This is a genomic window from Streptomyces gilvus, from assembly GCF_022513565.1.
Lineage (GTDB): Bacteria > Actinomycetota > Actinomycetes > Streptomycetales > Streptomycetaceae > Streptomyces > Streptomyces gilvus.
In genome coordinates this window covers 159120-170500 of record NZ_JAKWBE010000017.1, presented here as the reverse complement: position 1 = coordinate 170500, position 11381 = coordinate 159120, and the positions used below count along the sequence as shown (strand labels likewise).

The 11381-nt window shown below is 71.8% G+C and carries 8 protein-coding genes; 5 read left to right on the top strand and 3 right to left on the bottom strand.

All coding sequences use genetic code 11. The annotated features are described in order from the left end of the window. Positions 1-227: 227 nt before the first annotated feature. Positions 228-2876 carry a SulP family inorganic anion transporter gene (locus MKW14_RS25525; RefSeq protein WP_240865653.1) on the bottom strand — a complete coding sequence of 883 codons (2649 nt, stop codon included), beginning with the start codon at positions 2874-2876 and terminating at the stop codon, positions 228-230. A 332-nt stretch (positions 2877-3208) separates the two neighbouring features. Between MKW14_RS25525 and MKW14_RS25520 the strand changes: the two genes are divergently transcribed. Then, entirely contained in the window at positions 3209-4480 is a 1272-nt protein-coding gene (locus MKW14_RS25520) for a polysaccharide deacetylase family protein (RefSeq protein ID WP_240865651.1), read from the top strand. Positions 4481-4497: 17 nt separating this feature from the next. Here the strand turns inward: MKW14_RS25520 and MKW14_RS25515 are convergent, their stop codons facing one another. Further along, the gene (locus tag MKW14_RS25515) at positions 4498-5478 is read right to left on the bottom strand and encodes an ATP-binding protein (protein ID WP_240865649.1); all 981 of its coding nucleotides are present in this window, start codon (positions 5476-5478) and stop codon (positions 4498-4500) included. Between the two features lie 101 nt (positions 5479-5579). On the opposite strand from MKW14_RS25515, the gene MKW14_RS25510 reads away from it, so the two are divergent. Beyond that, positions 5580-6404, top strand: a complete 825-nt coding sequence (locus MKW14_RS25510) for a Fic family protein (RefSeq protein ID WP_240865646.1) — start codon at positions 5580-5582, stop codon at positions 6402-6404. Between the two features lie 334 nt (positions 6405-6738). On the opposite strand, the gene MKW14_RS25505 is transcribed toward MKW14_RS25510, so the two are convergent. Further along, complete coding sequence (locus MKW14_RS25505; RefSeq protein ID WP_240865644.1) at positions 6739-7572, bottom strand: HAD family hydrolase; 834 nt, start codon at positions 7570-7572, stop codon at positions 6739-6741. 574 nt (positions 7573-8146) lie between these two features. On the opposite strand from MKW14_RS25505, the gene ssd reads away from it, so the two are divergent. Genes ssd through MKW14_RS25490 form a run of 3 tightly spaced genes read left to right on the top strand, consistent with a single transcriptional unit; the run spans position 8147 to position 11353 of the window. Continuing rightward, complete coding sequence (ssd, locus tag MKW14_RS25500) at positions 8147-9259, top strand: septum site-determining protein Ssd (RefSeq protein WP_240865641.1); 1113 nt, start codon at positions 8147-8149, stop codon at positions 9257-9259. Next, positions 9256-10500 carry a TadA family conjugal transfer-associated ATPase gene (locus MKW14_RS25495; protein ID WP_374116594.1) on the top strand — a complete coding sequence of 415 codons (1245 nt, stop codon included), beginning with the start codon at positions 9256-9258 and terminating at the stop codon, positions 10498-10500. The genes ssd and MKW14_RS25495 overlap by 4 nt, the downstream gene beginning before the upstream one ends. Then, on the top strand, positions 10493-11353 hold the full coding sequence (locus tag MKW14_RS25490) for a type II secretion system F family protein (protein WP_240865638.1): 861 nt from the start codon (positions 10493-10495) through the stop codon (positions 11351-11353). Before MKW14_RS25495 ends, MKW14_RS25490 begins: the two co-directional genes overlap by 8 nt. The last annotated feature ends 28 nt before the right edge of the window (positions 11354-11381 follow it).

Sequence of the window (11381 nt, the reverse complement as noted above, 5' to 3'; positions counted from 1 at the left end):
TGCTCACGGCATCTGCCTTTCCCAGGGTGTCCGTTGTGTCCCAGGCCACAGCTCATCAGACCCGGGGGCCCGATGACAAGGGCCGACCGAGAATTGGTTTAGACCTGTCGTCCGGGCTGGTCGACGAGGCCGCCCCCAGCGCCGTGGCCCGGGTCATCCGTACCCACGGAGGCCGACCGGGCGGGGTTCAGCGATGTGCTGCCACTCACACCCGCCCGGCGCCCCGATCAGGCGGACAGATCCGACACCCCCACATGGTCGAACACGCGCTTCTCACCCGTCTCGGCCAGCAGATACGCCTGCGCCTCACCCACATGGAAGTACATCCCGTGCAGTTCGAGCTTTCCCTCCCGCACGGCCCGTGCCACCGACGGGTGGGCGCTCAGGTGCTCCAACTGCTGGACGACATTGGTCAGGCACAGCTGCTCGACCGCGTCGGCGGGTGCCCGGCCGGCCAGACGGGCCCAGGGCCGACCGCCGTCGGCCATCCGCTCCAGACTCGGCAGTCCGTGCCGCAGCCACCGCTGGAGCGGTGTCCGGGCGCCGGTGGGCTCGGAGTTGAGCAGCGCCTGCATGGCTCCGCACCCGGAGTGCCCGCACACCGTGACGGACCGCACGCCCAGGACGTCCACCGCGTACTCGATAGCGGCCGCCACCGAGTCGTCGCCGCTCTCCCGACCGGGCGGCGGCACGAGATTGCCGACGTTGCGCACCACGAACAGGTCACCCGGACCACTGGAGGTGATCATCGACGTGACGAGCCGCGAGTCCGCACAGGTGAGGAACAGCTGGGAGGGCCGCTGCCCCTCCCTGGCCAGCCGCGCCAGCTCCCCCCGCACCAGCGGTGCGGTGTTGCGCTGGAACGCGCTGATGCCGCGGGCCAGTTGGTGACCTCCGGAGGTTCGGGCGGTGTGGGCGGTGTGGGCGGTGTCGGCGTCTGCGGATGCGCCGGGTACGCGCGAACCGGATCTGCCTGCACCGGATCTGCTCGCACCAGGGTCGCTCGGATCGGGTCTGCTGTGGTCGTTCGGATCGTCCGGAGTGGCTGACGCACCGCGGGTGCCGGGCGCGTCGAGGGCGTCGGACGCACCGGGGCTCGCACCGGGCCGCGCCCCGGGGGTTCTCGATGCGCCGGGCCGCGTATCGGGGGCGCCGGCCGCCTCGGACACACCGGAGTACGGCGCGGTGCGTGGGAGCTCGCACTGGTGGTTGCGCCAGGGCGTCCAGGGGCGGCAGCGGCAGCCGACGGAGGGGGGCGAGGCGGCGGTTGACGGGGCTGTCGGCTCCGTCCCGAGGCCGGGCTGAGGCTGAGGTGCTGTGGGCTCGGTGTCGCTCAACCCCGTGCGGCGGCCGGTGATGTCAGCGGTGCCGCCCTGTGCGGTGTGCGTGTTGTGCCAGTCCTGCAGTGACTCGTACGCCGCGTGGTCCATGAACGACCCGTCCAACTCCACGACGGCGTGCGCGCTGTGGGGAACGAGATGCAGGGCGCGGCTCAGCCGCGGTACCGCGAGGAACGTCAACTGGCCCCGGACATGTACGTGATGGACTCCCTCCTTCTCCTCGTGCGTGATGCGGGTGTGGGCGAGGCGCTGCATGGCGACGGCGACGGCCACGGCGATCCCCAGCGCCACGCCTTCCAGGACGCCGAAGACCACCACGCCGAGTGTGGTGACGGCGTACACCAGTACTTCGCGGTGGCGGGTCACCGTGCGGATGTGGTGCAGGGACACCATCTGGATGCCGACGGCCATCACCAGTGCGGCGAGTGCGGCGAGCGGAATGCACTCCAGGATCGGGACCATCAGCAGCGCGGCGATCACTACGAGAACGCCGTGCAGCATCGTGGAGTTCCGGCTGAGGGCACCCGCCCTCACATTCGCCGAACTTCTCACCGCCACCCCGGCGACCGGCAGTCCGCCGAGCGCGCCGGAGACCACGTTGGCGGCGCCCTGGCCCAGCAGTTCGCGGTCGAGGTCGGAGCGGCCCACCCGGGCCGGGAGGCCGGGGCGGGCGGCCGCCAGCTTGTCGACGGCGACGGCGCCGAGCAGCGACTGCACGCTGCAGACCAGGGTGGTGGTGAGCACGGCGGCGGTCAGCCCGAGCACCGGGCCCTCGGGCAGGCCGGCCAGGGCGTGACTGCTCCAGGACGGCAGGTCGACCCTGGGCAGGGTGAGGCCGGCGAGCGAGGCGGCCGTGGTGGCGCCGGCAACGGCGACGAGCGGGGCCGGGATCGTGCGCAGCAGGCGCCCGGCCCGGCCGGGAAGGCGCGGCCAGAGCAGCAGCAGGGTCAGGGTCAGCGCGCTGACGGTCACCGAGGCGGGCTGCAGCCCCGCCAACTGGGCGGGCAGAGCACGCAGGTTGGCGAGGACGGAGCTCTGTGGGGTGCCGCCGAGGACGATGTGCAGTTGGGCGACGGCGATGGTGACGCCGATGCCGGCGAGCATGCCGTGCACGATGGCGGGGCTGACGGCGAGCGCGGTGCGCGCCACGCGCAGGCAGCCGAGGCCGAGTTGGGCGAGGCCGGCGAGGACGGTGATGGCGCAGGTGGTACGCCAGCCGTAGCGGTGGATGAGGTCGGCGGTGACCACCGTCAGGCCCGCCGCCGGCCCGCTGACCTGGAGCGGGCAGCCGCCGAGCCGGCCGACGACGATGCCGCCGACGGCGGCCGCGACGAGGCCCGCCTGGAGCGGTGCGCCGGTGGCGAGGGCGATGCCCAGGGACAGCGGGAGGGCGATCAGGAAGACCGCGATCGAGGCGGACACGTCGGCGCCCGCGAGGCGGAAGCGACGGTGCGGGCCGGGGGGTGGACTGTGGGCTGGGTGGACGCGCGGGGGCCGATTCGGATCGGCGGCGTGGGTGGGGGCGCAGGCGGACATGGTTCCCGTCTCCTCCGGGGCAGCGCGGTCGCGGATCAGGTGGTCCCCGCCGGGGGCGGGGTCGGTACGCGGCCGTGGGTCACGGCGTACAGCGGGATGGATCTACATTCGGTAAACGAATCGTAATTCAGAGTAAAGGGCAGGCATAGACTTTTCTGGCAAATGGCGTATCGGCTCACCTAGATGGGTGAAGTGGGCATTTCATCGGCTTGTCGTACTAATTCCTTCTCGGCTCCGTGCGACCTTGACGGCGCTGCCGGGCCCGCCCGGCACATCGCCAGAAAACGCCCTTACCGGCGTCGGTCTGAGAGAAGGAAGAAGGTGGGCGGAAGATGGCCGCCACCCAGAGGATCGCCACCGGAGCAGTGATCGCCGCGGCCTGTGCCGTGTCGATCGCCGGCTGCGCGGTCGGCTCCAACGGCTCCAAGCCAGGTGCCTCCGGTCCCCAGAAGGCCAGGCCGGCCCAGGCGCCGGGCAGTGTGGTCCGACTGATCGGCGACGGCTCCACCGCGTACACCGGAGCGCAGCCGCACCTGCCCAGACCGGAGCGGCTCAAGCCCGGCCAGAAGCCCCCGCAGTTCGTCGTCTTCTCCTGGGACGGCGCCGGCGAGGACAGCCAGAAGCTCTTCTCGCACTTCCGCAAGGTCGCCAAGGCCAACCACGCGACGATGACGTACTTCCTCAGCGGCGTGTACATGCTCCCGGAGGAGAAGCGCGACCTGTACAAGCCGCCGCAGCACTCGCCGGGGCGCTCCGACATCGGCTTCAACGACGAGAAGGGCATCGCCGACACCGTCAAGCAGCTGCGCCTGGCGTGGCTGGAGGGCAACGAGATCGGCACCCACTTCAACGGCCACTTCTGCGGCAAGAACGGCGGCGTCGGCGAGTGGTCGGTCGACGAGTGGAAGGACGAGATCGCCCAGGCGAAGCAGTTCGTGAAGTCCTGGAAGACCAACGCCGGGATGAAGAACGCGGCCCCGCTGCCCTTCGACTACGACAAGGAGCTGATCGGCGCCCGCACGCCCTGTCTGGAGGGTCAGCAGAACTTCGTGAAGGCCGCGAGCCAGCTGGGCTTCCGCTACGACACCAGCGGGGTGAACGAGCAAGTCTGGCCGAAGAAGAGGGAGAACCTCTGGGACCTGTCGATGCAGCTCGTGCCCTTCCCCGGGCATTCCTACGAGCAGTTGACCATGGACTACAACTTCATGGTCAACCAGTCCGGCACCCGGACCCAGGGCGACCCCGACAAGTTCGCCTACTGGGGCGACCAGATGCGCGAGGGTCTGCTCGCCGGCTTCAAGCGCGCCTATGACGGCAACCGGGCGCCCCTGATCATCGGCAACCACTTCGAGTCGTGGAACGGCCGCACCTACATGCACGCCCTCGACGACGTCATCGCGGACGTCTGCAACAAGCCCGAGGTGCGCTGCGTCTCCTTCCACCAACTGGCCGACTGGCTGGACGCCCAGGACCCGCAGGTCCTGGCGAAGCTGCGCACCCTGAACGTCGGGGAGGCCCCGAAGCAGGGCTGGGCGTCCTTCCTGTCGGCACGCCCGGCCCCGGCGCCGAAGGGTGTACCGGGAGCGCCGGCGGCCAAGCAGTAGCCAACCCTCGGGCGCGGTCAGGCGGTTGCCGTCAGGCTCTCGCCCAGCACGAACCCGGGGTCGACCTGAGCCGCCAGGTCGGCCCCGGTGCGCGCGCTGCCCCAGGAGCCCGCGTTCTTCAGATGGAAGTGCACCATCTGCCGGGTGTAGCGCCCCCAGTCACGCAGTTCGTACGTCGCGTCCGCGGCGACCTGAAGGATGCGCAGGGCACGGCGGTTGGCGTCCTCCAGCAACTCGAACCGGGGCGGACGGCCCTTCTCCATGGCGCGCACCCAGTCCGAGTGCCCGACGGCCACCAGCAGGTCGTCCCCGACCTCGGCGCGCAGGAAATCCAGATCCTCCTGCCCCTGCACCTTGTTGCCGACGACCTTCAGGACGACCCCGAAGTCGCGGGCGTACTCCTTGTACTGGCGATAGACGGAGACCCCCTTCCGGGTCGGCTCGGCCACGAGGAACGTGATGTCGAAACGGGTGAACATGCCGGAGGCGAAGGAGTCCGAGCCCGCCGTCATGTCCACCACGACGTACTCGCCCTGCCCGTCCACCAGGTGGTTCAGGAACAGCTCCACCGCTCCCGTCTTGGAGTGGTAGCAGGCGATCCCCAGGTCGGCGTCGGTGAAGGGGCCGGTGACCATCAAACGGACGGCGCCGCCGTCGAGTTCCACCGGCCGGGCGCAGGCCTCGTACACCGGGTTGTCCTCGCGCACCCGCAGCAGCCGGGAGCCCTCGCCGGGCGGGGTCGTCTTGATCATCGTCTCGGCGGAGGCGATGCGGGGGTTGGAGCCGCGCAGATACTCCTTGATCAGGGGCAGCCGGCCGCCCATCGCGGGCAGTGCGGCGGCCGCCGTCTCGTCCAGGCCGAGGGCGGGTCCCAGGTGCTGGTTGATGTCCGCGTCGATCGCGACGACCGGCGCGCCGCCGGCCGCGAGGTGGCGGACGAACAGAGAGGACAGGGTGGTCTTTCCACTGCCGCCCTTACCGACGAAAGCAATTTTCATGTTCGCGAAGAGTAGTGGCGAGGTAGCTGTATGTGGCAGATGGGCGTGAAGAAGACCACTCATTCGTGGGGCACGCGCGCGGGGTGGCTACTGTCGTACTCATGAGTACGACAGGCGCGACCGCCGATCCGCTCGCCGCCCTGGGCTCGCTGCCCGGCGTGGCCGAGTCCGTGGAGTCCGTGCGCAAGGCCGTGGACCGGGTCTACGGGCACCGGGTCATGCGGCGCCGCAGCAACGAGATCACCTCCGAGGCGGCGCTGCGGGGCGCCCGCGGCTCGGCGGCGCTGTCCGGCGCCGACTGGGCTCTGGAGGAGGTGCGGCGGCGCACCGACTTCAGCGGCGACGGGGACGCGCGCGTGATGGGCGCGGCCCTCAGGCTGACCGCCGAGGCCGGACAGCTGTTGTCCATCTGGCGGCAGTCACCTCTGCGGGTGCTGGCCCGGCTGCACCTGGTGGCCGCCGCGACCAGCGGGGACGAGGTGGGGCGGCCCCGGCGGGCGGGCGAGCCGGTCGACGAGCCGTTGGTCGAGCTGCGGCTGCCGGACGCCGACGAGGTGCACGGCAGGCTGGATGGTCTGTCCGAACTGATCATCGCCGGCAGCTCGGCCCCGGCTCTGGTGACGGCGGCCGTCGTGCACGGCGAACTCCTAGCCCTGCGCCCCTTCACCTCCCACAACGGTCTCGTGGCACGCACCGCCGAGCGCATCGTCCTGGTGGGCAGTGGCCTCGACCCGAAGTCGGTCTGCCCGGCGGAGGTGGGCCACGCCGAACTGGGCCGGGCGGCCTATCTGGCGGCGCTGGAGGGGTACGTCTCCGGCACGCCGGAGGGAATGGCTGCCTGGATCGCGCACTGCGGTCGGGCGGTCGAGCTGGGTGCGCGCGAGTCGACGGCCGTGTGCGAGGCACTGCAGCGCGGGGCGGCGTAGAAAACTTCGGGAAAAGAGGTGCGGCGGTACGAGGATTCGTACCGCCGCTGGCATGCTCACCGGGTTACCAAGCGTCCTCGATATGTTGCCCATCAGGTCGGGAACTTTGCCCGTCACCTGGTGCGGCTGGCCCGTAATCGACGGGTCGACGTCGCGTGGGTGCCCGGTGTTCATGCTCGGTCCGTGGGGCCAAATGCGTTGTTTAAGGTGATCCTCTCGGATGTCCTTGGTCTCGCGGGCCGTTAACCCCTTTGTACTCCAGGCGTGATGCAAGCGGAACCCCCGCCCGCGCTTCTTTACTTTTGGTCTCAAATCAGTTTCAAACGGACTCCGGTCACATGGGTGTGGCCCGTCGCCTGCTCGCGTACCAGACGAAGCCCGCGGTGGCGGCCGCCGCGCCGATCGCCGCGACCGCGACAAGGGCCGGCCGCGGCGGCACCGAGAACGCCGGAATCCGCTGCTTGAGCCGGACCGGGCGGTGGAAGTCCAGAATCGGCCACCCGCGCGCGAGTGCCTCGCGGCGCAGCGCGCGGTCCGGGTTGACGGCATGCGGGTGGCCCACGGCCTGCAGCATCGGCAGATCGGTCGCGGAGTCGCTGTAGGCGTAGCAGCGTTCGAGGTCGTACCCCTCGGACTCGGCCAGCTCCCTGACCGCCTCCGCCTTGGTCGGGCCGTACGCGTAGTACTCCACCTCGCCGGTGTAACAGCCGTCCTCGCCCACGACCATACGGGTGGCCACCACCCGGTCCGCGCCCAGCAGTTCGCCGATCGGCTCGACCACCTCGGCGCCCGAGGTGGAGACGATGACGACGTCGCGGCCGGCCGTGTGGTGCTCCTCGATGAGGGAGGCGGCCTCGTCGTAGATGATCGGGTCGATCAGGCCGTGCAGGGTCTCGGCGACGATCTCCTTGACCTGCTGGACGTTCCAGCCGCGCACGAGCTGGGAGAGGTACTCGCGGGTCCGCTCCATCTGGTCGTGGTCCATACCGCCGACGAGGAAGACGAACTGGGCATAGGCGGTGCGCAGGGCGGCCCGGCGGTTGATCAGGCCGCCTTGGTAGAAGGACTTGCCGAAGGTGAGCGTGCTCGACTTCGCAATGACCGTCTTGTCCAGGTCAAAGAAGGCCGCTGTGCGGGGCAACGAGTGGTTTTCCACGACCCCGAGCATAGGCGCAGCCCATTCGGCGTAAGGTGGGCGCGTGGGTTTGCCTGAGAGGGCTCTCGGGTACACCATGGAAGTCACGGATCGTTCGCGACCGTGCTAACCCGGTCCGGCTCCTCCCCCCCCGAGTCGGCCGTGGAGACGACCCCCGCTCTCCCCCCCGGCGGGGGTCGTCGCATGTCCGGGTGGGTTTTTCCCCTTCTCTTCGCGCTCGTACGTCTGCTCAGGTGCCACTGCGGCCGCCGGTTCGGCATGCTCACGAAAGATTACTCAACGTAGTCGTCGCGCTGCTCTGTGGATGTCGTACGGGGATCCGTGCGGGGGTCACCGGTATGGGTGACGGCCATATTCACAACCGCCGGCTTGTCCACAGTTATCGATCAAGATCCACATCATTTCCGGGATCGCTGCACCGTGATTCCAACGCGTCCCGCACGGCCCGAGTTCATGACGGGTTCCGGTTAGTCGGGCGGGTTTGGCCGGTTCGTATCGGCCGTTCATATGGAGACCGCTTGCCGGTTCTTCAGATGTTTGGGAATCGCGGGGCCGCAGGGGCCTTCGCGAGACACAGCGAAGGGGGATGGACCACGTGACCGGAGCCGTCACACACGACCCACCGCCCGCCGTCCCGGGGCGGCAGGCCGGACCACTCATCGTCACGGAGGACGTCGAGCTGCTCGACGACCTGCTGCGGCTGTGCGCCGCGGCAGGAGCGACACCGGAGGTCCACCACTCCGTGCCGAAGAGGGCGGGCAGCTGGGAGGCCGCACCGCTCGTCCTCGTCGGCGACGACGCCGCGCGGCGGGTGCGCGGGGCCGCGCGCAGAAGGGGAGTGGTGCTGGTCGGCCGCGACCAGGACGACTCCGGGGTCTGGCGCCGGGCCGTCGAGATCGGCGCCGACCACGTCCTGATGCTGCCCGACGGCGAGCAGTGGCTGGTCGACCGCATCGCCGACGTCGCCGAGGGCGTCGGCCGGCCCGCCCTCACCGTCGGCGTGATCGGCGGACGCGGCGGGGCCGGGGCATCCACGCTCGCGTGCGCCCTCGCCGTCACCTCCGCACGCGAAGGACTGCGCACCCTGCTCGTGGACGCCGATCCGCTGGGCGGCGGACTCGACGTCCTCCTCGGCGGCGAGAGCGCGGAGGGACTGCGCTGGCCCGCCTTCGCCGCCTCGCGCGGAAGGGTCGGCGGCGGCGCCCTGGAGGAATCGCTGCCGGAACTGCACTCGCTGCGGGTGCTGAGCTGGGACCGCGGCGACTGCGTCGCCATCCCGGCCCAGGCCGTCCGCGCGGTGCTCGCCGCGGCCCGACGCCGCGGCGGCACGGTCGTCGTCGACCTGCCGCGCCGCATCGACGACGGGGTCGCCGAGGCCCTCGCCCAGATCGACCTCGGCATCCTCGTGGTCCCCGGCGAACTGCGGGCCGTCGCGGCGGCGGGGCGCGTCGCCTCGGCCGCAGGGATGGTCCTGCGCGACCTGCGCGTGGCGGTACGCGGCCCGTACGCCCCCGGCCTCGACGACCGCGAGGTGGCCCGGCTGCTCGGTCTGCCCCTGGTCGGCGAGGTGCCGGTGGAGGTCGGACTGGTGCGGCCGGGGGAGGGCAGGACACCGCCCGGAGCCGCCCGGCGCGGCCCCCTGGCGCGCTTCTGCAAGGAGTTCTGGGAGCGGGCGCTGATGGAAGCGGGTGCGGCGTGAGCGCATCCCCTGGGCTCCTCGACGGAGTCCGCCAATGGCTGGTGGAGAGCGGGGCCGAGCCGACGCCCGCGCGAGTGGCGCAGGCCCTTCGGGAACAGGGCCGGGTGCTGGGGGACGCCGAAGTCCTCGGCACGGCCGAGCAGTTGCGGTCCGAACTGGTCGGCAGCGGCCCCCTGGAACCGCTGCTCGCCGATCCCTCCGTCACCGACGTCCTGGTGTCGGCCCCGGACCGGGTGTGGGTGGACCGGGGCGGCGGCCTGGAACTGACCGGAGTCGCCTTCCCGGACGCCGCGGCCGTGCGACGCCTCGCGCAACGACTCGCCGCGGTGGCCGGACGCCGGCTCGACGACGCACGGCCCTGGGCGGACGCCCGGCTGCCCGACGGCACCCGGCTGCACGCGGTGCTGCCACCGGTGGCCGTGGGCTGCACCTGCCTCTCACTGCGCGTGGTACGGCCCCGGGCGTTCACGCTCGGTGAACTGGTCGCGGCGGGCACGGTGCCGCCGGGCGGGGACCGCGTGCTGCGGGCGCTGATCGAGGCCCGGCTGTCCTTCCTGGTCAGCGGCGGAACCGGCAGTGGCAAGACGACACTCCTGAGCGCGCTGCTGGGGCTCGTCGGACCCGGTGAGCGGATCGTGCTCGCCGAGGACTCCGCCGAGCTCAGGCCGGACCATCCGCACGTCGTCCGGCTGGAGACCAGACCCGCCAACCAGGAGGGCGCGGGGCTGGTCACGCTCCAGGACCTGGTGCGGCAGGCGCTGCGGATACGGCCGGACCGGCTGGTCGTCGGTGAGGTGCGGGGGCCTGAAGTGGTGCATCTGCTCGCGGCGTTGAACACCGGCCACGAAGGCGGCTCCGGCACTGTCCACGCCAATGCCGCCGCCGATGTCCCAGCCCGCCTGGAGGCGCTCGGTACGGCGGCCGGGCTCGACCGGGCCGCGCTGCACAGCCAGTTGGCTGCCGCGCTGTCGGTGGTGCTGCATCTCGTACGGGACCGGGCGGGACGGCGCCGCATCGCCGAGGTGCACGTGCTGGAGCGGGACCCGTCGGGCCTGGTCCGGACGGTGCCGGCGCTGCGGTGGGGCGCGCAGGAGTTCGAGCGGGAGCGCGGATGGGAGCGGCTGCGGGGGCTGCTCCGCGGCGGGATGTCGGGAGGAGAAGGGCAAGGGATGCGAGGAGAGGGGCACGGGATGTCGGGAGGAGAGGGGCACGGGATGTCGGGAGGAGTGGGGCATGGGTGAGATTGCCATGGGGGCCGCCGTGTTGTGCGTCGGTGCCGCGGCGCTGCTGCTGGGCGGTTGGCACTCCGGGGCCCGGCGGGCGCAGGTGCTGCTCGCCGGCGGTGGGGTGGTGGGAGCCGGGCCGCCGTCCTGGCGGGAGATCGCCGGGTGGCTGCGGCGGATGCGTGGGCGACTTGGGGCCGAATGGTGGGTGCTGGCGGCCGGGTTGGCGCTGGCGGTGCTGGGGGCCTCGGTGTTGCCGGTCGTCGCGGGGGCGGCCGGGGTGCCGTTGGCGCGGCGGGTCCGGGTGGCCGGGCAGGCCCGCCGGGCCCGGGAGTCACGCGGGAACGCGGTGATCGCGCTGTGCTCGGCGCTCGCCGGAGAAGTGCGGGCCGGGCGACAGCCGGGAGAGGCGCTGCTGCGTGCCGCGCGGGACTCCGGAGGGCTCGGCGACGCCCAGGCGGCGGTGCTGGCGGCCGCGCGGTTCGGCGGCGACGTGCCCGGCGCGCTCTCGGGCGCGGCACGGCAGCCTGGCGCCGAGGGCCTGTTGGGACTCGCCGCCTGCTGGCGGGTGGCCGTGGACCAGGGCGCGGGCCTCGCCGCCGGACTCGACCGGCTCGAAGCGGCGTTGCGGGCGGAGCGGGACCAACGGGCCGACCTGCGCGCCCAGTTGGCGGGCGCGCGCTCGACGGCACTGATGCTCGCGGGACTGCCGGTGCTCGGCCTCCTACTGGGCACGGCCCTGGGCGCCGACCCCCTCCACGTCCTGCTGCACAGCGGCGCAGGCCTTGGGTGCCTGCTGATCGGCGGTCTGCTGGAGGGGCTGGGGATGTGGTGGGCGCTGGGGATCGTACGGCGGGCGGGGGCGGCGTGAGGCGGTGGCGGGGTCGGTCGTAGGACGG

Coding starts and splice junctions, on each gene's coding strand:
- MKW14_RS25490 (WP_240865638.1), top strand. CDS start 10,493: ATGGGTGAGATTGCCATGGGGGCCGCCGTGTTGTGCGTCGGTGCCGCG.
- MKW14_RS25505 (WP_240865644.1), bottom strand. CDS start 7,572: ATGCTCGGGGTCGTGGAAAACCACTCGTTGCCCCGCACAGCGGCCTTC.
- MKW14_RS25510 (WP_240865646.1), top strand. CDS start 5,580: ATGAGTACGACAGGCGCGACCGCCGATCCGCTCGCCGCCCTGGGCTCG.
- MKW14_RS25515 (WP_240865649.1), bottom strand. CDS start 5,478: ATGAAAATTGCTTTCGTCGGTAAGGGCGGCAGTGGAAAGACCACCCTG.
- MKW14_RS25525 (WP_240865653.1), bottom strand. CDS start 2,876: ATGTCCGCCTGCGCCCCCACCCACGCCGCCGATCCGAATCGGCCCCCG.
- MKW14_RS25520 (WP_240865651.1), top strand. CDS start 3,209: ATGGCCGCCACCCAGAGGATCGCCACCGGAGCAGTGATCGCCGCGGCC.
- ssd (WP_240865641.1), top strand. CDS start 8,147: ATGGACCACGTGACCGGAGCCGTCACACACGACCCACCGCCCGCCGTC.